13 protein-coding genes are annotated in these 21,213 nt (G+C 33.4%); 11 read left to right on the forward strand and 2 right to left on the reverse strand.

Annotated features, from left to right (window positions below; genetic code table 11):
* Positions 1-82 precede the first annotated feature (82 nt).
* Positions 83-1,297: a hypothetical protein gene (locus BOW57_RS19885; RefSeq protein WP_129056824.1), complete on the reverse strand. Its 1,215-nt coding sequence runs from the start codon at positions 1,295-1,297 to the stop codon at positions 83-85.
* A 21-nt stretch (positions 1,298-1,318) separates the two neighbouring features.
* Positions 1,319-3,688, reverse strand: coding sequence for a TonB-dependent receptor (locus tag BOW57_RS19890; RefSeq protein ID WP_129056826.1), 2,370 nt, complete (start codon positions 3,686-3,688; stop codon positions 1,319-1,321).
* Positions 3,689-3,977: 289 nt separating this feature from the next.
* Between BOW57_RS19890 and BOW57_RS19895 the strand changes: the two genes are divergently transcribed.
* The 11 genes from BOW57_RS19895 (at position 3,978) to ribB (ending at position 20,800) form a co-directional block, all read left to right on the forward strand.
* Positions 3,978-6,293, forward strand: coding sequence for a TonB-dependent receptor (locus tag BOW57_RS19895; RefSeq protein WP_129056828.1), 2,316 nt, complete (start codon positions 3,978-3,980; stop codon positions 6,291-6,293).
* Between the two features lie 71 nt (positions 6,294-6,364).
* The gene (locus BOW57_RS19900; protein WP_129056830.1) at positions 6,365-7,474 is read left to right on the forward strand and encodes a PepSY domain-containing protein; all 1,110 of its coding nucleotides are present in this window, start codon (positions 6,365-6,367) and stop codon (positions 7,472-7,474) included.
* A gap of 336 nt (positions 7,475-7,810) precedes the next feature.
* Positions 7,811-8,641 (forward strand): ATP cone domain-containing protein, encoded by an 831-nt coding sequence (locus BOW57_RS19905; protein WP_089053838.1) that lies wholly within the window; start codon positions 7,811-7,813, stop codon positions 8,639-8,641.
* Position 8,642: 1 nt separating this feature from the next.
* Positions 8,643-9,998 carry an MBL fold metallo-hydrolase gene (locus BOW57_RS19910; protein ID WP_129056832.1) on the forward strand — a complete coding sequence of 452 codons (1,356 nt, stop codon included), beginning with the start codon at positions 8,643-8,645 and terminating at the stop codon, positions 9,996-9,998.
* A gap of 279 nt (positions 9,999-10,277) precedes the next feature.
* The gene (locus tag BOW57_RS19915) at positions 10,278-10,769 is read left to right on the forward strand and encodes an RNA polymerase sigma-70 factor (protein WP_256371885.1); all 492 of its coding nucleotides are present in this window, start codon (positions 10,278-10,280) and stop codon (positions 10,767-10,769) included.
* Between the two features lie 99 nt (positions 10,770-10,868).
* Entirely contained in the window at positions 10,869-12,071 is a 1,203-nt protein-coding gene (locus BOW57_RS19920) for a FecR family protein (RefSeq protein ID WP_129056836.1), read from the forward strand.
* Between the two features lie 98 nt (positions 12,072-12,169).
* On the forward strand, positions 12,170-15,316 hold the full coding sequence (locus BOW57_RS19925; protein WP_129056837.1) for a SusC/RagA family TonB-linked outer membrane protein: 3,147 nt from the start codon (positions 12,170-12,172) through the stop codon (positions 15,314-15,316).
* A 257-nt stretch (positions 15,317-15,573) separates the two neighbouring features.
* Positions 15,574-16,974 (forward strand): RagB/SusD family nutrient uptake outer membrane protein, encoded by a 1,401-nt coding sequence (locus tag BOW57_RS19930; RefSeq protein WP_129056838.1) that lies wholly within the window; start codon positions 15,574-15,576, stop codon positions 16,972-16,974.
* A gap of 79 nt (positions 16,975-17,053) precedes the next feature.
* On the forward strand, positions 17,054-18,298 hold the full coding sequence (locus BOW57_RS19935; RefSeq protein WP_129056840.1) for an amidohydrolase family protein: 1,245 nt from the start codon (positions 17,054-17,056) through the stop codon (positions 18,296-18,298).
* A gap of 41 nt (positions 18,299-18,339) precedes the next feature.
* Positions 18,340-19,371 carry a TlpA disulfide reductase family protein gene (locus BOW57_RS19940; protein ID WP_129056842.1) on the forward strand — a complete coding sequence of 344 codons (1,032 nt, stop codon included), beginning with the start codon at positions 18,340-18,342 and terminating at the stop codon, positions 19,369-19,371.
* 295 nt (positions 19,372-19,666) lie between these two features.
* The gene (ribB, locus tag BOW57_RS19945; protein ID WP_164973749.1) at positions 19,667-20,800 is read left to right on the forward strand and encodes a 3,4-dihydroxy-2-butanone-4-phosphate synthase; all 1,134 of its coding nucleotides are present in this window, start codon (positions 19,667-19,669) and stop codon (positions 20,798-20,800) included.
* The last annotated feature ends 413 nt before the right edge of the window (positions 20,801-21,213 follow it).

The raw sequence follows: 21,213 nt of genomic DNA on the forward strand, positions 1-21,213 counted from the left end.
TTTTTTATTGGGAATAATCAGATACTTAAATTTCAAAATTAGAAGAATATTTATATCCTAAAAAATGAAATTCCTCTAATGATTATCTTAATTTTCCAACAAATATTACACTACCGCCAAGCGCTTCAGAAACTGCTTCAAAATCAGCAGCTCCTTTTTGTTTTAAAAGGCTGAATTTACCATCAGGAGCAGTAATATTACCATAATATTCTACACCATCAATTGTACCTACAGTATAAACGGTACCATATTTTTCAAAAGAAGTAAAAGGCTCAACTTTTAATGTTTTTAAATCTACAAGTGCAAACTTTGTTGGAGCATTATACCAGTCAGCAGGCTTTGCTGGTGGAGTAAATGTATTGTCCAGATACTGTGCAAGGGCTTTATCTCCGTGAACATAAGTTACTACATTTACTGAATGTGCATTTAAAGGAGCTTTTAAGTCTACAAAAAAGTTAGGATCAAATGTTCCGTTAGGATTTACTTTTAACAATGCACCAGCTGGAGGAGCACCTTTTACAGTGCTGTAATCTAATGAAAGTGATGTAGCACGCGAAGGTCTGTAGTACAAAGTACCATCATTTCCTTTAGCAAACGTATCATATCCCATTGACATACGTGTGTCCTTAACATAAGTAACCGCTTTTGATGCGATATCAAAAACTGCAATTTGAGCGTATTGTGGAAACTTATTAAAATCAGTAGGAGTTGCGGCCACTGGTAAAATGATTTTTTTTGCAGAAGTAACATAGCTCATGTAAGTAGATGTTTTAACAGCAGCATCGTTACTTAGTGGTAATGGAGTAACAGCTATAGTTTCTGTTATACTCATTGTTGTTGGATTGAACTTGATAATTTTTCCATCATTTAAAGCAAAAAAGTAAGCTTCTGTTTCAGATACAAAAGCGGGAGGTCCAAAAGTACCGCTGACACCTGTGCCTGTAAGACTTAAAGCATCTGAGGCAGAGATTTTCATATCATTACTTACATTGTATTTAGTTAAAGTTGAAGCCGTACCATTCCAAACATATGGATGTTCACCATAAGAGTAAATTGTAGCACCCGGACCAATCTCTGTCATTGTTTTATAATCAAGAGTTGAAGGAAATTTATCGTATGCTCCTAAATAAAAAACCCTGCCTCCAGGAGTATTTACACGAACTGATGCAATAACAGCAGGGTTGTTACCTTGACCTTCATCTTTTTTAGATTCATCTGAGCTGCATGATGTTAATGCAAATATCAAAGACATTAGTGCTAATGCAGCATGTTTTATAAAAAATCGATTTGTTTTCATACTTGTTGCTTATATATTTAATTAAAATTGAGTTACTAATTTGATATTAAATGATCTTCCCGGTTTTTGCACACCAAAAAAATCATAGTTTTTTTCATTACTTAAATTTTGTATTTCAGCTGTTACGGCATATTTAAGTCCATTTAAGCTATTATGGTAGGTTGTTCCAAAATCAAAAATTTGCTGACTTGGGATAACAAATGGATTTGTTGAAGCGCTTTCCCAGCTTCTAAAAAACTCATATACATATCGCGCATCAAGAAAAAGAGATAATTTATCTGATTTGCCAATGATGTTGTTAAAAGAATAATTTGCGCCTCCGTTAGCAAAAAAATAAGGTTGATTAGGTACTCTGTCTCCTTTATAAGCTGCAAATATTCCTTCGTTTGAGTCATTATAAAAGTGCTGGTACGTACTGTTTGCATGAAACGAAAGGTTCCCGTCCTTAGAAGTCCAGCTGCCCGAAACTTCAATTCCTTTAGAAGTAGCCGCAAATACATTCTGATAAATATTATTACGATCTATACTTGGAACAAATAGAATTTGATTATCTATCTTTCTTAAAAAAACATTGGTTTGAACTTGCCAGCTGCTCGTTTCGTAGTTTGCTTTAGACTTGAAAAAAAGTTCGAAATTGGCGTTATGACTGCGTTCAGGTTTTAAATTCATATTGCCTTGTATAAATTGACCGTCTCCAAACAATTCATCTGTCTGAGGCAGACGGGTAGCGTATTCATACGTTAGTCTGGTAGAAAATTGTTCATTAAATTTAAAACGAAATCCATTTCCAAGACCAAAATAGTTTGCATTTCTGTTCTCTTTTATTACCGAATTATTAGAAGGTATTTTCTCTTCCGAATTAACTTGCTGCAGGTAATTTTTAACAAACAAAAGATTCTCCAATTTTTCATCAAAAGCATTTATTTTAAAATCTGCACCATTGATCCATGTAAACAGTTCTCTTACAGCACTGGCAGGATCATAACCATTAATAAGTCTGTCGTCTCCAGTTTGTTTCGAATAGGTTGGTGCCGAAGTAAAACTTACAGCATATTTATTATTAATTTTCCAAGAAGCTTTCAGACGTGAAAAAACATCATTATTCCAAGTATAAGTATCACTTGGACCAGTAGATTCTGAAATTTCTCCGCTCACATTTCCTGCAGAACCTTCAATACGCTCGCCATACCAATTGTAAACAAAATCAGATACATCTGTAAATTGACGTTCCCTGTAATTATATCCTGAAATAACATCGAGCTTAAAATTTTCACTAAAGTCATTTCGATACGTAAGGACAGATCCAGCTGATTTTCTATAAGTCATAACTTCTCCGTAGGGAACTCCAACCATTAATTGATTATGCTGAATTTCTTTAGTGTAATCTGTATAAAATCCTTCAATACTCAATTCTTTTGCCCAGATTCTGTCTTTTACACCTGTTATTAACTGCATTCCAAAGCCTTTGTAGGCATCATGAAATCTCGGTACCGTCACTTTTTTAATCTTACCAGCATTATCTGCTACATCAACATCTACTTTATAGTTGTTTTCAGAGGCGTCGTAAAATCCGCTTCCTTTTATAAAAAAGCCAGTCTTTTTATTGTAATTAGTAAGTATTAGTGATGTTCTGTAAGTTCCAAAAGATCCTGCCTGAGCTGAAAAAGATCCGCTGAAACCAGGTTTTATTTTTGGCGTAATTAAATTGACAGCACCACCAAGAGCATCTGCACCAAATTCAATAGGAAAGACTCCTTTATAAACATCTACACGATCAATTAAATTTACCGGAACTGTTGAAATTCCAAAAGTATAACCATGATATTCAAGCGGAATGCCTTCTAAGAAAAATCGGATTTGATTTCCCGTCAGTCCATTCATCGAAAAACTTGTTCTGGAACCAAGACCGCCGCTGCGTCTAACACTGATACCCTGTGTTTGTGCGAGCACTTCTCCTAAATCTGTAGTTTTGAACTTAGCTTCCTTCATTTCTATTACAGAAACGGCTTGTGCTGTCTGCTCTTTTTTTTGCTTTTCAGATTTACCCTTTACGACTACATCATTTAGTTTCTCTGCATCTTTCGATGTTTTATCAACTTTTTCTAGTGTTATGGTAACTGAAGTGTTTAGTGAATTTTCTAAGACAATTGTATGCTTTTTTGAAATGTATCCTTCTGAAGTAGCTTCAATTGTGTACCTGCCATTTGCCAAATTTTCTATCTGATAAAAACCAGCAGCATTTGTTTTTACATTTATTTTGGTGTCTAAAAGCTGAATGTTAACTCCCTCTAATGGGGTTCCTTGTTCATCATTTACTTTACCAGAGATTTTGTTTTGTGCTATTAAAAATGTCGACGAGAGAATAAAGAGCAATACTATTTTGAGCTTCATGAAATTTACTTATAATTATACATTATATTTATTTAGAATAAATAAAAAGTGCAAAAATATTAAAATTATCTATTAATTAGTGAAATAGATTAAAATTTAATTAGATTGATGTTTAACTGTTTGATTTTATGTGTTTTATACTTATTAAGAGCTAGAGATAGTGAATAAAATGGAGAAACACATGCTTAACAATGTTTAACTATTTGCGTAATACTTAAGAATGTTTATTTTTGCAAAGAATTAATCTAAATAAAAATAACTCCATAATATTTTTTTGAATACCTTAAAAATGAATTTAAAGCTCTCCGTTTTCTCCATTATTTTAGTTTTTCTAACCGTTAATTTAAATGCGCAATCACTTCGATTAAAAGTAGAAAATGAATCCAAAAGCGCCATTGCAAGTGCCTCAGTTTCTTCAGGTAATAAAATTATCGGAACAACAAATAAGTCAGGTGAAGTTTCGATTTTAGTTCCTGAAATACAAAACAAAACAGTTTTAATTTCTGTTCCTGAATATCAGCCGCTTTCGTATATTTTTTCTAATCTGGAAGAAAAAAATGTAATATCGATTGTTTTAAAAAGTGATAATGAACTGCAGGAAGTTGTTGTTACGGCCGGTAGAAAGCAAGAAAATATTGCTACAGTTCCTTCCTCAATAACCATCATGAGCCAAAAAGAAATACAGGTGCAAAGCAGTATTAATACTAATTTATCTTCTATTTTAGGAAATGTTATTCCGGGTTTAGGGACCTCTACAAATAAAGCTACGAACTCAGGGCAAACTTTAAGAGGTCGACAAGTTTTGGTTTTAATTGATGGAATTCCGCAATCGACACCTTTGATGAACGGTGCACGTGATATTCGTGTGGTTGATGCCAATGCAATTGAACGTGTTGAGGTTATTAAGGGAGCGACCTCAATTTATGGCAACGGTTCAGGAGGCGGTATCATTAATTATATTACAAAAAAAAGCCCGCTGGTTGATAGTTTTCAAGGAATAACAACAGTAGGTACCACTTTTAATCCCCTTCATAGTAAAGAAACTTTTGGCTATCGCGTTTCACAGTTTTTTAATGGCAGGAAGAACAAGTTTAGTTATGTTATTGGAGGAGCTTTTGATTACACAGGACTTCAAAGAGATGCTGATGGGAAACCACTCGGACAAACAGATGGTTTGTCAAATTCATCACAGTCTAATGCTTTTGTGAAACTAGGATATGATATGGATGATCATACTAGTTTTAATGTGGTCTACAATTTTTTCAGCAGTACTCAAAACGCAAAATATATTAGCCAGACCGGTATATATGGTCAGACTCCTACAATTGGTGTGAGAGGTACAGAACCTGGAGAAAATGCAGGAACTCCGTTCAATCACAATTTTATGTTTACTTTTTCGAAAAATAATTTATTTAATAATACACAATTAGATGTGTCAGCTTATTTAAATTCTTTTCAATCCATGAACCGTTATGTTGCGTCAGGAACAGCTTGGTATGGCCCAGGGCAGACCATGATTAATTCCAATAAAATTGGAACCCGCATAAACTTAAATACACCTTTTACTATAGCTTCGATGCCGTCTGAAATTACATATGGTATTGATGTGTTAAATGACGTTACTTTTCAGGATTTAGTAGATGGGCGTGTTTATATCCCGAAAATGGACATGTTAAATATTGCCCCTTATGCACAATTAAAAGTAGATGTTTTAGAAAACTTAATTTTTAAAGGAGGATTGCGTTATGAAAATGCAACCGTGCGTGTTAAAGATTATAATACAATAGCTTCTGGACCAGGAAATCAGGGCAGTATTTTTGTAGAAGGAGGTGAAATTCCATATAATGCTACAATGTTCAATGCTGGTCTTCGTTTTAATAAGTATGAAATCTTTAATCCATTTGTAAGTTTTTCTCAGGCATTTGCGATAAATGAATTGGGCAGAATTTTACGAAGCGCAGAGGAAAGTACTATAGCAAATTTAGAAACAGATCCAATTATTACTAATAATTATGAAGCTGGTTTCTCAAGTAAGTTTTACAACTTTAATTTAACAGCAGCGTATTACATTAGTACTTCAAAATTAGGTGCTAATTTAATTGAAATTGATGGTCGTTTGGTTGCACAACGTGAGCCTGAAAAAATTCGCGGATATGAAATAACATTGGATTATAGATTTTCTGATAAATTGAATCTTGGAGGAAGTTATTCGTACGTGGAAGGAGAAGCAGAATTTGATGATGGTAGAACTGTTTACTTAAACGGATCCCGTATTGCTCCGCCTAAAGGAACAGCGTATATTACTTATAAGCCTACTTCTGACTGGTATTTACAATTATCTTGGGTAAATACGGGTTGTCGAGATCGTTTTGAACCAAATACCAACGGAAGATACAGTAATAGTGAAGGACCTATTTCAACAGTGAATGTGGTTAATTTTTCAGGAAATTATTCATTTAATAAAAATTGGTCAATGAGTTTAGGAATAGAAAATTTATTAAACAACAGTTACTATTCGACTTTGAGCCAGTACCGTGCTGTAAATGCAGATTATGTAATGGGGAATGGTATGACAACCAGTTTAAATTTGCGTTATAAATTTTAAAAATTTTAGAAGAAATAATTCTCATAAGCTTTGGTTCTATTTGAAAACCATTTTGCAAAACGATATAATAAATGAATAAAACACTTAAAAAAAATATTGGTTTATTACACCTTTGGCTCGGTCTTGCATCTGGGTTAATTGTTTTTATAGTTGCCCTGACAGGAAGTATATTGGTTTTTGAAGATGAACTCGACGAGTTCATTAATCCTGAATTTTATAAGGTAGCCAGTGTAGGTAAAGAAAAACTGCCAGTGGATGATATTATTTCTGAAGTGCAAAATGAATTTCACCTTAAGAAAATTGATCGTGTTCATTCTTTTTATGACCCCGAAAGAACCTTAATAATTACAGCAACTGATATTGACAAGAAAAAACTAATTTTTTCTATTGATCCATATAGTGGTAAAGTTTTAGGGTCTGTACCTGCTAAAAAACGTTTTTTTTCGGTTGTTCTTGATTTGCACCGTCATTTAGTTTTAGGTGATTTTGGACAAGCAGTCACAGGAATCAGCTGTCTTATTTTTGTTTTTATGCTTTTGTCAGGACTTGTTTTGTGGTGGCCAAAGAAAATTAAAAATCTAAAACAAAGATTAACAGTAAAATGGGACGCGTCATTTAAAAGAGTAAACTGGGATTTTCATTCGACTTTTGGTTTTTATACTTTTTTTGTACTTCTAATCATTTCGCTGACAGGTTTAACCTGGTCATACGAATGGTTCGAGAGCGGCGTTTATTTATTGGCCGATGGAACTACTAAAAAAGAATCGGCAAAAGTTGAAAATCCAACTAAAACCGATCCAAACACAGATAAAACGTTTTTTTATCAAAGTATATTTTCAAAAACAGATAGTATTTATAAATATAAGGGAGATACACAAATCAGAATACCATCTGATACCATAAATAGTATCATGGTCATCAAAATGAATCTTGAAGAAGAAATACCAAATATTGCAAGTATGGCTTATTTTGATAAATATACTGGCGAAATTGTAAAAACAAAACCATATGAAACATTTAGCAATGGTGATAAAATAAGACGTCTGATTTATCCAATTCATACAGGAAGTATTTATGGATATCCAACAAAAATACTAGCATTTTTAGTTTGCCTTTTTGCTGTTACACTTCCAATTACCGGTCTGTTTATATGGCTTGGCAGAAAGAAAAAGAGTAAGTAATTATTCTGTAATAAAGTTTTAAATCTAAAATCCAACAAGTATTGATCTTGTTGGATTTTTTATTTAACAGATATAGCTTTATACTCATGTTAATTCTAAAAAGTTCTAGATATATAAACAAAAATTGAAGACTGGATTAAGAAAGAAATCATCTCATTTTTTCTGTACTTTTTGTTCACTTATCCAGTAGGAACTACAATATAATTATGGTATATTTATATTAAATTGAATACGTAAAATGTTGATTATAAAAATCTAATATTAAGATTTAATCTTTTTCGTAGAAATGATAATGTTACCTAGTTTCTTTTCAAGTAAATGAATCCTTTATCTGTTATGAAAATAATAAAACACTCAGGATATAAAGTACCTTTTGATAAAGATAAATTAGAACTTTCTCTTAAAAAGTCTGGGGCTAGTGCTGATCTCATAAAGGAAACTTTAGCTGAAATAGAAAGGCAAATGTATGACGGCATAACCACCAAAGAAATCTATAAATTGGCCTTTGCTATTTTAAAAAAAGCATCAAGTGGACATGCAGCTCGTTACAATATCAGACAGGCTTTGCAAATGCTTGGCCCGGCAGGTTTTTACTTTGAAAAATTCGTTGCTAGATTATATGCTGCCGAAGGATTTAAGACGAAAATAAATTTAACACTACAAGGAAAATGTGTATCGCATGAAGTAGACATAGCCATCATGAAGAATAACATGATAAGTATGATTGAATGTAAATTTCACGGCAGTAAAGAAGGTTCTTCAGATGTAAAAGTGCCTATGTACATACTTTCTCGTTTTAATGATCTTAAAGCGAAAAAACATACTATTTTTTCTAACAGTGAAGCTATCGATTCCTGTATTATAGTAACGAACAATCGTTTTACTAAAGATGCTCAGGATTTTGCTAATTGCAGCGGAATTTCTCTTTTAAGCTGGGATTATCCGCAAGATAATAATCTCAAAAATAAAATAGATAAAGGAACCCTTTATCCTATTACCTGTCTCACAACACTATCAATAGTTGAAAAAGAAAAATTACTTATTCTGGATCAGATACTTGTAAAAGATGTTATTGATGATCCTCAAAGTCTTTATAAAATAGGACTTAGTGAAAACCGAGTTAAAAATACATTGCACGAAGCGTCACAAATTTGTAAACATCATTAAAATGAAAGTAAAATTTATTGGAGGGGCAGGAACTGTAACTGGATCGAAAACCCTTTTAGAAACTAACGGATATAGAATACTTATTGATTGTGGCCTTTTTCAAGGTCTTAAATCACTTCGAGAACTCAACTGGGATCCTTTACCCATTTTACCGTCTACTATAGATTGTGTTCTTCTTACTCATGGTCACCTGGATCATTGCGGCTGGCTTCCTCGATTAATATCTCAGGGATTTACAGGTAGAATATATTGTACTGCTCCAACCAAATCTATAGCCAAATTAGTTCTTTTAGACAGTGCTAAAATTCAAGAAGAAGAAGCCAGTAGAGCCAATCAAAAACAGTATTCAAAACATACAAATCCAGAACCACTCTATACATTAGAACAAGCTCAGGCCGTTACTCCTTTTTTTGAAGTTGTAGAGCCAAATATATTAGTGCCTATTACAAATGATATCGCCGCTGTTTTTGAAAATGCAGGACATATCATTGGTGCCTGTAGTATTAAACTAACCCTTGAGGATAAAACGCTTGTGTTTTCAGGCGATATAGGGCGAGATGATGATGTGTTAATGTTTGCACCAACAAAACCAGTATTGGCTGATTATCTATTTCTAGAAAGTACTTACGGAGATCGGCTTCATCCGGATGTAGATGTAAAAGAAGAATTAGAAACATTAATCAATGCAGCTATTAAACAAAAAGGAACTGTCATAATTCCCGGCTTTGCTGTAGAGAGAGCACAATCGGTAATGTTTTTATTGTGGCAGCTTAAAAAAGAAGGAAGAATTCCTGATGTTCCTTATATATTAGATACCCCAATGGGAGCTAACGCACTGCATGTATTTCTAGAAAATTTAAAATGGCATAAACTTTCTGCCAGCGATTGTCATGAAATGAGTAAAATGTTCTCCATTGTCTCCGAGTTTAAGGAGACCATGCGTATTATTGAAGATCCTCAGCCTAAAGTGGTTATTGCAGCAAGCGGCATGGTCACAGGAGGGAGAGTATTATCATATTTTGAGCATTACATAGGTAATGAAAAAACAACTGTTATTTTTGTTGGATATCAGGCAGAAGGAACCCGCGGAAGAAAACTTCTAGAGGGAGCAGATGAAATTAAAATATATGGGAATTACTATAATGTAAAAGCCAAAATTTTTCAGATAGAAGGACTTTCTGCACATGGAGACCAAAAGGATCTTTTAAATTGGCTCTCTGCACTTGAAAACATTCCGAAATGCATCTATTTAGTCCACGGTGAAAACCTTCCGGCAGATGAACTGCGAATTAAAATTCAGAATCAGTATCATTTTAAATGTAATGTTCCATTAATGGGAAATGAAATAGAAATTTAGACATTCTTTTGTTTAAGATTACAGTTTTCTGGATATTTTGTTCAAATCAAAAAAATGTCCGATCAACTTAAAATAATTTGATTTAAAACCAGATTTGTAAAAAACATAAAAAAGCGTTTTATTCTTACTTTTTTATATCTCTTTAAGGAATTGAATGATAATTATGTTGTAAAAATGTTGATTTGTTGATATTAAATTTATATTTGTGCAAACAAACAAAGACAAAAAATTAGCTCAGAAAAGGGAAATATTAAAATTGATGAAGCATATTACAAAGAGCTGTTTTATTCTTTGTATCCAAGACTTGTGAGCTACAGTTATGGTTTTGTCAAAGACAATTTTCTTGCCGAAGAAGTAGTCGGAAATGTTATGTTGCAGCTTTGGGAAAACCGTGTAAAATTTGAAAAGATAATTGATGTTAAGTCTTATCTCTACACTATGGTTCGAAATGGTTCATTTTTGATCTTAAAAAAAGAACAGAAAGGTATCGAATTGAATAACGAATTATCTCACGAAACTTTAGATTTTGATTTTAATATCTTAGAAGAAGAATTATATGCGACTTTAACTCAAGCTTTGAATTCGTTACCAGAAAAATGCAAAGAGGTTTTTGAACTCTCCTGTATAGAAGGATTGAAATACAAGGATGTTGCCGAACAACTTAATATTTCAATAAATACTGTTAAATCTCAGCGCTCCCGTGCGATAGAGTTATTAAAGGTTAAACTTAAGAATCACTCAGAACTTTTGTTCCTTTTATTGTTTTTATAAAAAAAATAAAAAATCTTTCCACCCATTTTTGATATTTTATACTCTTAGTTATATAACATTACTTAAAATGTTAATAACCGATACTTAATATCAAAAAATATGTCTCAAGCAAAGAAAGAATTTGTAATCGCTGCCCTAATAAGAAAGGAACTTCTTATAGGAGAATTGTCGATTGAAGAAAATGCTCTTTTGCAGGAATGGCTTTCTATACCCGAAAATCAAGAATATTATCAAAAAGTTATTGATGCAGAAACTTTAAAATCTAAGGAAAGGTTTTATAAAACGGTTAATACAGATTTAGCTTTTGAAAGAATTAAAGAAAAAATTGATTTTGGAGAAGCGCCTGTAATTTCGCTTTTTGATTATAAAAGGGTATTGAAATACGCGGCAGTTTTAGTTTTTTTAGCGGCAATTTCTTCTGTTTTCTATTATCTGAATAATGATGCTAAAATGCAAAATCAGGAAGTAGTTGTAAAAGATATTGAACCTAAATATAACAATCCAACTCTTGTTCTCGCAGATGGAACAATTATTTCCTTAGAACCCAAAAAAGAAAAGATCGTTTCTAAAAATGGTGTGATTTCAAATCTAAATCAAGTTTTGGTTTATGATGCAAAAGATGTTAAAGGAATCGCTTCAGATGGAGAGAATACTTTGATTGTACCTGTTGGCGGCATATATACAGTTATACTTTCAGACGGAACTAAAGTCTGGCTTAATTCAAAATCATCTTTAAAATATCCTGTGAAATTTAGCGGAAATACTAGGGATGTAACCCTGGAAGGAGAAGCCTATTTTGAAGTGAGTAAAAATCCTCATAGTCCTTTTACAGTTAAAACCAAATCTGGAAATGTTACCGTTTTAGGAACACATTTTAATGTAAGCGCTTATCAGGAAGATAAAAAATTTGAAACTACACTGGCAGAAGGAAAAGTAAAAATTTCTCAAATAAGTAAAAGCGAAAAAAACGAATCTGTTATTTTAAAACCTGGGCAGCAGGCTAGTGTTCGTAACGAAACTATAAAAGTGGCAGAAGTTGATCCTTATGGTTATAGTGCATGGAAAGATGGTAAGTTTTATTTTGAAAATGAAAACCTGAAAAATATTTTAGACAAAATGGAAAGATGGTACAACTTTAATGTGAGGTTCGAACAAAAATCATTAGAGCAGATAAAATTCACAGGAATTGTTTTAAAAGACCAGTCAATCGATCAATTTTTGGATATAATTAGAAAAACATCGAATGTAAAATATAAAATAACCAAAATCAACCAAACCTATGAAGTAACCATTAGTAAGTAAAAAAAACCGGAAAATGTTTGCACCATTTCCCGGCTAGTATTTGTTCAGTCGAAAAAAAGAGTTCGAAATCAATTAACCAACCAAAACATTTTAAAAGTATGAAAAAAAACCTATCCGCAAAAGATTGTGGGGTAAAATCCGCGCTTTGGGATAATTTTCTTAGCATCATGAGGAAATCCATAATATTATCAATATTTCTTTTTAATATAGTTGCTTTTGCCTCTGCACAAAAGGTAACTATAAACGCAAGAAACAAGTCTATAGCATCTGTTTTAAAAACAATTACCAAAAAAACTAATATAGAATTTTTCTATAGTGATGACGTTTTTGATTCACATAGAATGGTGAATATAACAGTAAATAACGCTGAGGTAATGGCAGTTATAAAAGAATTGATTGGTGATAATTACAAAGCAGAATTTGTAAATAACAAATTGATTGTTATTGCATTAAATCATAAAGCAGCAGTTTCGTCTGCTAATGGGAGCAGCCCGGTCATTAGCCAAAGAAAAATCTCTGGAATAGTTACTGATAATATGGGACTGCCAATAATTGGAGTAACCATTTTAGTAAACGATAACAAGATGGGTACGGTCACTGATTTTGAAGGACAATATCAAATAATGGCAAATGAAGGCGATGTGGTGAGTTTTAGTTTTTTAGGTTTTGCCGCAAAAAAAATAAAGATTAAAGATCAGCTAGTTCTCAATGTTACTCTTGAACCAACTGCAAATGAATTAAATGAGCTTGTTTTAGTAGGATATGGAAAAATGAGCCGCGATAAAATTACAGGAGCTGTAACAAAATTGGACACAAAGGTATTGCAGAACACTCAAAATGTATCATTTGCCGATGCATTGATTGGTGTAGTTCCAGGTTTGTTTGTTCAGGAAAGTTTTTCTTCTCCAGATTCACCACCAACTATGCTGCTGCGTGGTGTAGGTTCTATAAGCGCCAGTACGGAGCCATTGATTGTAGTAGACGGTGTGCAGATGCCAAGATCTGGCTTAGATGCATTTATGTTAAATGCAGCCGATATACAGGATATTAGTATTCTGAAAGATGCAGCCGCCACTTCTATTTATGGATCTAAAGGAACAAATGGGGTTTTGATAGTTACTACAAAAAGAGGTACCAGAAATACAAAATTAAAGATTGCTTTCAACAGCCGTTTAGGAGTTAAATATGCAGATCAGTCTTTTACTAATGACTTAATGAATGCTTCTCAAAAGTTAGATTTTGAAGAGTCATTAGGATTCTATAAAACAACTCCTGCCTTACTTCAAAAAAGAAGAGCTTCTGGTCAGAATGTAAATTGGGCAGATTTATTATTAACTAACGAAATCAATCGTGAAAATGATATTTCTTTTTCAGGCGGGTCAGACAAGGCTAATTATTACACTTCGCTTACCTACAACAATGTCAATAATATTTTTGGCGGTCAATATAAAAGGTACACGGTGTCAATGCGCGTAGACTATGATTTGAGCAGAAAATTAAAAGTAGGATTTTCGGGAAATTTTGGAAACGTAAATGAAGAGGATAAACGTATAGTGGGATCGCCATTTTCAAATGCCTTTCTTTTAAATCCTTGGCTTGCCATTAAAGATGATGCTGGAAATTCATTGCGATTATTAGATGTTGGTAATTCTACCGGAGTTCCTTATAATCCAATATTTGTAAGAGACAATACAAATGTAAATGGCAACCGAAAAAATATTGGAGGAAGCGCAAATCTTACCTATATACCAGTAAAATGGTTAACCTTAAATGGTATTTTGGGAGCTAATTTCAATACCTCTAAAAACAATAGTTATGAAAATGTGATCGTTAATGGAGGTGCGCTTACTTACAATACGGGTGACAGCAATAATTATACTGGAACACTGACAGCTACTTTAGCACATACATTTCAAAAGCATGCATTTGATATGGTTATGGGGTATGAAGTAAATGAGAGTGAGACCAATAGTTTTTCCGTGACAGCAAAGGATTTTAGTTCTGACGCTGTGCAGACAATAAGTGCTGCGAAAACCGTTGGTGCGATCACAGAACGAAAATCTCAAGCAGGTTCACTTTCGTATTTTTCCCGACTAAATTATACTTTCAATAATAGTTACAACCTTTCACTTTCTTTCAGGAGAGATGGTTCTTCTCGTTTTGGAAACAATAATAAATATGCCAATTTCTGGTCCGTAGGGTCTTCATGGGATATGCATAAAGATTTACTTAATGGAAATAAAACAGTAAGTTCCTTAAAATTGAGAGCTAGTGTTGGAACTTCTGGAAACGACTTTATTGGTGATTTTGCTTCTCAATCATTGTATGGTTACAGAAGTCAGATTACTTATGCGGGAAGTACAGCCCCATATCTGACCAGAGGTGAAAATGAAGATTTAACGTGGGAGAAAAACTTTAATGTAAACGCTGGTGTCGATTACGGTTTCTTTAATAATCGAATTACTGGAACAGTTGATTATTATGTTAGAACGACAAAAGACCTTTTAAACAATAAGCCAATACCGCTTACTTCAGGTTTCTCAGAACTTGTTTCTAATATTGGAGATTTCAGAAATGAAGGTATAGAAATCAGCCTGCACACTGTAAATGTCAAAAATCAGAGTTTTATATGGACAACGGATTTTAATTTTGCTAATAATAAAGGAACGGTTTTATCCTTATCAGACGATAAAGATATTTTATCAAACTCAGGATCTACTGTCTTTAAGGCAGGAAGTGCAATAAGATCTTTTTATATTGTGGATTGGGCAGGAGTAAATCCAGTAACCGGCTTCAATCAATACCGAGCAGCAGATGGAAAATTAGTAGATTTTAATACTAACAGAACCAATTCTAACACTGCCGAAATTAATAATCTTAGACAAGTTATTAATAAAACTTCGATTCCTAAGTACTACGGAGGTTTAACAAACACTTTTAAGTATAAAAATGTAGATATGTCTTTCTTGATTTCATATGCTGCAGGACATTATGTGTTAAATGATGGAGTTTATAATTTATACAATAATCCCGCATTCAATCAGCATGTTAATGTGGCTAATGCATGGAAAAATCCAGGTGACCAGTCCGATTTAGCGATAAGACAAGTGTACTTAGTAAGACCAACAGCATCAATGGTATCAGATTATAAAGCATCGTCTCAATTTCTTGAAAATGCCAGCTATATAAAATTGAAAAATATTATGATTGGATATTCTATTGACAAAGAAGTTGCAAAAAAATAGGAGTAGAGCGTCTTAGATTTTTTCTTCAAGGGCAAAATCTTTTCACTAAATCAGCTGTCAGTTATATAGATCCTGAATATGCTACCGCAGCGGGGGGAATTGGACTTTCTTCTTCTATTGTTAGAGGATACTCATTTGGGGCTAATGTTAATTTTTAAGAATGCGGACAGTTTAAGTATGCATTTTCATAGCAAGGCATATCAGACAATAGAAAAATCAAATTCTACAGGACAGATAAAATAAACACAATAGAATAGATGAAAACAAATATAAAATTATTATTTGCCACAGTACTGGTTACTTTTTTAAGTGCATGTACTGATGATATTATAAATAAAGAACCCTTAGATGAATTATCACCTGAAACTCTTTTTCAGACAGATGGCGGTTTTAGAAGTGCTCTAGATGGCGTTTACGGGGTTATGAAACAGGATTTTTTCGGTTATTCCCATGGGATTTACAGTATTCCGGAAGCCATCAGCGATGATGTAGTAGGTTCATCGAATTCAAAAGACTATTCCTTCGATGGCAGTTTAGAAAACATTTATCCGCTCGCATATACCAGCACAACAGGAAATATCGAAGGATTTTGGAAAATATCGTATCAGGCTCTAAACAATGTTAATACTATAATTAGACAAGCCAGAAAAAGTACACTTGCCAATAAAAATGTATTTTTAGGAGAAGCATTAGGTATAAGAGCGCTTTTGTATTATAATTTATACCGCTTTTATGCTCCGGCTTATAACACTAATAAAACAGCATTGGCAGTACCGTATCGATTTGAAACTGATGCACTTTTAGATATTAAGCCCCGCAACACATCAGCTGAAGTCATAAATTACATTCTAGCCGATTTGAATGAAGCCGTGCCTCTGGCTGCCAATACGGTTAATTCTTATAGAATATCGAAAACAGCTATTTATGCATTGCTGGCACGTGTATCTCATGAAACAGGCGATTACAAAAATGCTATCGTATATGCTAATTTAGCCCTGACAGATACGAGATACAAATTAGATACCACGCTTGCGGCACTCCAAAAAGAATGGGATAAAGATGATTCTGGCGAGATTATGTTTAGAATTCGATTCGAAAATAACGAAACACAGTATACTGCAGGAATCTTTGCTATTCCAGTAATGTCAAGTTATCCTTATTTAGTATCAAATGATTTGATAAGCCTCTACGATCAGAATAAAGATCTCCGATTTTCAGTATACTTTAAAACTCATCCTACAGTAAAAGGAAGTTATTTTCCAAAGAAACAGGCTGGAACGAGAACAACAAACGCCGCAACATTTGATCCTGGAAATATTGATCTTAAATTAATAAGAGTACCAGAAATGTATCTCATATTGGCAGAATCATATTTAAAGGAAAATAACAGTGCAACAGCGTTGGTGAATCTCAATAAACTTAGAAACGCAAGAGGTTTAGGTGACTTTTTAGGAGCAGATTTGAATAAAGAAATCCTAAACGAACGCAGGAGGGAGCTGGCATTTGAAGGATTTAGATTCACAGAATTAAAGAGACTTGGTTTAGGTTTTACCAGAGCTGTCGGCGGTGGTTTGGCACCTAAAGCAGATCGATTTGCTTTACCGATTCCGCAAACAGAAATAGATCGTTCGGGAATTCCACAAAATCCTGGATACTAAAAGACATATCGAGCCCGCATTTCTGTTTAAATAAGTGGGCTCATTATTACATTTTCAAAAAATATAGACACCTTAAAAAATGAAGAAAAAACAACTTCTTATCTGTTGGTTTTTAGTCTGTTCAATACTTACGGGGTATTCGCAAACTAAAGGAAATTTAAAAATTACTATTCTTAAAAACGGATTTATTTTTGATAATAAATTTAATAGCAAAAAAGGAAGTGTTGTAATGGAAGGAGATAAGATCAAAGACATTTTGTACACCGATGATCTTACCAAATATCCAGAAGCTGCTCTAATTGATATTACTGGGAAATATGTGATGCCCGGCCTAATTGATTCACACGTTCATCTAGCCACACAACCCGATCCAGACAGAGCAAAAAACAATAAATACATGCAGGATCAACTCTCCAAAATGATCTATGCCGGAATTACCTCTGTAAGAGACATGACTGGAAATGCAATTATTTTGGCAGACTATAAACGTGCCAGCGCCCTCAATCAACTGCCAGCACCGTCCATTTTTTATGCAGCTCAGTTTGGAGGATCAGCCTATTTCGATTCAATGAGAAAGTATTACAAAGATAAAAGTGATACACCCTGGGAGCAAACTATTACAGAGAAAACGGATATCAAAATTGCTGTTGCAGAAGCTAAAGGAGCGGGAGTTACTGGAATTAAAATATACTCAGACTTGACCTCGGATCTTGTTGAAAAAATTGTAAAAGAGGCAAAACTTCAGGGATTACAAAGTTGGAGTCATGCTGCAGTTTTTCCTGCCACGCCCACTGATATTGCCAATGCGAGAGTAAACAGTATGTCTCATGCGTTTGATATTCCTTATGACTCTGCTGTTGAAGAAATGAATCGTTCTAAAAGACCAGTTATTGATGAAAAAAAACTCGATAAGCTCTTATTGCTGATGAAAAACAACAATGTTATATTGGATGCGACCAATTATATTGGAAACAATAATAAGCTTTATACTGGTGTAACAGTAACTAAAAGAGCTCACGAACTTGGTGTCAAGGTATCTACTGGAACAGATTGGCCTTATTTATTTGAAAAAGATAATGTTGTTCCATTATTCAAAGAAATAAAGATTCTGACAAACGATTGTGGTTTTACAAACAAGGATGTTCTAATAAGTGCCACAATAATTGGGGCAGAAAGCATTGGGGTAGACGATAGAGGTGTTATTGCTATAGGGAAACGAGCAGATCTTTATATCACAAATTCAGATCCTGTAAAGCAGATCGAAAATTTACAAGATGGTTTTATGACCATTAAATCAGGAATTATTTACACTGAAAAAAAATAAATAATTCTAAAACTTATTAACGAAATAAATTATAAAATATAATGAAAAAATGGTATTGTTTAGGCATCATAGCCTTCGTTTTTAATATAAATACTTTTGCGCAAAAAGCTGCAAATGATTATGTACGTCTTTTTGGAAAAATAACAGAGAAAAACTCAGATTCTTTGATTGTGTTTAAGGGCAGAACTAAAATAAAAAGAATCAATGTTAACAAAGATGGTTCTTTTGCAGACACATTGAAGGTAAAGGAAGGTTTTTACGGAATGTTTGACGGTAGAGAGCAAGGCTTTTTTTACTTCAAAAATGGTTATAATATGAAGATTACTTTTGATACCAAACAATGGGATGAAACAATGGATTTTAAAGGAAAGGGAGAAATACCAAATAAATATCTATTCAGGAAAGCCTTATATTCTGAAAAAGCAACTGCAGATAAATCTATATTTAAATTAGGTAACGATGAGTTTACCAAAAAAATAGATGAAATTGTTGCTGGCTACCAAAAAATACTCAAAGAAACCAAAGGACTAGACGCATCTTTTATTGCTCTTGAAGAAAAGGATTTTGAAGATTTTAAAAAAAGCAGTGTAGACAGATATAATAAAACTACAGGATTAAAAAAGCATCAAGATAAAATTCTGCCAAAAGGAATGGCTTCTCCAAAATTTGTCAATTTTGAAAACTTCAATGGAGGTAAAACTTCCTTAGACGATCTGAAAGGGAAGTTTGTTTATATTGATTTATGGGCTACTTGGTGCGGGCCATGTAAAAAAGAAATCCCTTTTCTTAAAGTTTTGGAAAAAGAGTTTCATGATCAAAATATAAACTTTGTCAGTATTTCTGTCGACCGTGTAAAAGATCGTGATAAATGGAAAAAAATGGTAACAGATCTTCAAATGACTGGTGTGCAGTTATTTGCCAATGGTGATGATTCTTTCGAGAAAGCTTATGAAGTAAGTGGTATTCCGAGATTTATTTTACTTGATCCACAAGGCAATATCGTCGACCCAAATGCGCTAAGGCCATCTGATGAAGGAATAAGAAAATGGTTTAAAGAAGCAGGAGTTAAATAATTTACATAAGAAAGGGATTAGCATTTTGCTGTCCCTTTTCATTTTTAAAGAAATTAATGCGGCTTACCGAAATATTTGATAGAGTCTTGCTAATGAAAATAGTTATGTGAATTACCTGAAAAACAATTCTTTTAGATTAGAATTTTAATCGTTATTTTTGACCCTCGAAAAAATAAATTAGAGATTGGATGTTCTGAATAAATCGTGTACTGCGGCCTATTTTTATTGACTTAACGATTTATTGATAATATTCAATACGAACATAATATCCATCTCAAAACCAAACACTACCATCATGTCCACCGAAAAAATACAGCTTAATACAATAGAAGAAGCAATTGAAGATATTCGCCAAGGAAAGATAATCATTGTAGTTGACGATGAAGATCGTGAAAACGAAGGTGATTTTTTAGCAGCGGCAGAAAAAGCAACGCCTGAAATGATCAACTTTATGGCTACACATGGACGAGGTTTAATATGTGTGCCTTTGGCAGAAAGTCGTTGTAATGAGCTTGGATTACACAAAATGGTAACCAACAACACGGATCCGTTGGAAACAGCCTTTACTGTTTCAGTAGATTTTAAAGGAAGTGATGTAAGCACAGGAATATCTGCTTCAGACAGAGCGAAAACGGTACTTTCATTAGTGAGTCAGGATACAAAGCCTCATGATCTGGCGCGTCCGGGGCATATATTTCCATTAATTGCCAAACAAGGTGGTGTTTTAAGAAGAACAGGACATACAGAGGCAGCGATTGATTTTGCCCGCTTGGCCGGATTTAAATCTGCTGGGGTGATTGTCGAAGTCATGAATGATGATGGCACTATGGCAAGATTGCCGCAATTGGCAGAAGTTGCTAAAAAATTTAATTTGAAACTAGTTTCCATCGAAGCGCTTGTTGCCTATAGAATGCAGCATGACAGCCTGATTGTGAAGAAAGAAGATTTTGATATTGAAACCCGTTTTGGAACGTTTAGACTTAGGGCTTATCAGCAAACAACTAACAAACAAATCCATATTGCGCTTACTAAAGGAACTTGGAATGTTGGGGAACCAATTCTAACGCGAATCAATTCTACAACAATAAATAATGATATATTGGGTACGCTTACCAATGATGCTGACAAAAAGCTGGATAGCATGTTTCAATTGATCAATCAGGAAGGCAAAGGAGCTGTTTTGTTTATCAATCAGGAGGCTCCGCCAACAGACTTCATAAACCGTTTGTTAGAATTGAAAGTTTTACAGGCTGAAGGCGAATTCAAAGCACCACAAATAAAGATGGATACTAAAGATTTTGGTATTGGTGCACAGATATTGCACGATATTGATATCTCCAATATTAGATTATTGTCGAATTCAGAACAAACCAAACGTGTCGGTATGATCGGATACGGATTAGAAATTAAAGAGTACGTTAAATACTAATTTTTTGTATTTATAATAATTTACGAAAACTACTTAAAGAAATCCTTCGAATATGTTTTGAAGGATTTTTTATTTGGATCATATTCGTTATATGCAAATAAAAAGAAGAAAAGGTTATCTCACGACGAAGTGAAATAACCTTTTTTTTATTTGAGCACCTATCTGAGCGTGTGTTTCAAATATTCAATTTTAAAAATTATTTTAGTTTTAAGGTTTGTTTTTCTTCTTTTATTTTCTTTTTCAACCTGTTTTGGTGATTTCTTTTTTCTTTTCATCGGAGCATTCATTTTTTGAAAATTTATTGTTTAGATCGACTAGATCTTTTTACTACTTGTCTTTTAACAAGAGAAGAAAGTTGTTTAATACGACTATAAACAGATTGTTTTTTAGTTGTATAAATAAGCCGGATTTAA

The sequence above is a fragment of the Flavobacterium sp. YO64 genome (genome assembly GCF_004119505.1).
Lineage (GTDB): Bacteria > Bacteroidota > Bacteroidia > Flavobacteriales > Flavobacteriaceae > Flavobacterium > Flavobacterium oncorhynchi.

Excerpts from the sequence above, each read along its gene's own strand:
- BOW57_RS19885 (WP_129056824.1), bottom strand. The coding sequence starts at position 1,297 with ATGAAAACAAATCGATTTTTTATAAAACATGCTGCATTAGCACTAATG.
- BOW57_RS19890 (WP_129056826.1), bottom strand. The coding sequence starts at position 3,688 with ATGAAGCTCAAAATAGTATTGCTCTTTATTCTCTCGTCGACATTTTTA.
- BOW57_RS19895 (WP_129056828.1), top strand. The coding sequence starts at position 3,978 with ATGAATTTAAAGCTCTCCGTTTTCTCCATTATTTTAGTTTTTCTAACC.
- BOW57_RS19900 (WP_129056830.1), top strand. The coding sequence starts at position 6,365 with ATGAATAAAACACTTAAAAAAAATATTGGTTTATTACACCTTTGGCTC.
- BOW57_RS19905 (WP_089053838.1), top strand. The coding sequence starts at position 7,811 with ATGAAAATAATAAAACACTCAGGATATAAAGTACCTTTTGATAAAGAT.
- BOW57_RS19910 (WP_129056832.1), top strand. The coding sequence starts at position 8,643 with ATGAAAGTAAAATTTATTGGAGGGGCAGGAACTGTAACTGGATCGAAA.
- BOW57_RS19920 (WP_129056836.1), top strand. The coding sequence starts at position 10,869 with ATGTCTCAAGCAAAGAAAGAATTTGTAATCGCTGCCCTAATAAGAAAG.
- BOW57_RS19925 (WP_129056837.1), top strand. The coding sequence starts at position 12,170 with ATGAAAAAAAACCTATCCGCAAAAGATTGTGGGGTAAAATCCGCGCTT.
- BOW57_RS19930 (WP_129056838.1), top strand. The coding sequence starts at position 15,574 with ATGAAAACAAATATAAAATTATTATTTGCCACAGTACTGGTTACTTTT.
- BOW57_RS19935 (WP_129056840.1), top strand. The coding sequence starts at position 17,054 with ATGAAGAAAAAACAACTTCTTATCTGTTGGTTTTTAGTCTGTTCAATA.
- BOW57_RS19940 (WP_129056842.1), top strand. The coding sequence starts at position 18,340 with ATGAAAAAATGGTATTGTTTAGGCATCATAGCCTTCGTTTTTAATATA.
- ribB (WP_164973749.1), top strand. The coding sequence starts at position 19,667 with ATGTCCACCGAAAAAATACAGCTTAATACAATAGAAGAAGCAATTGAA.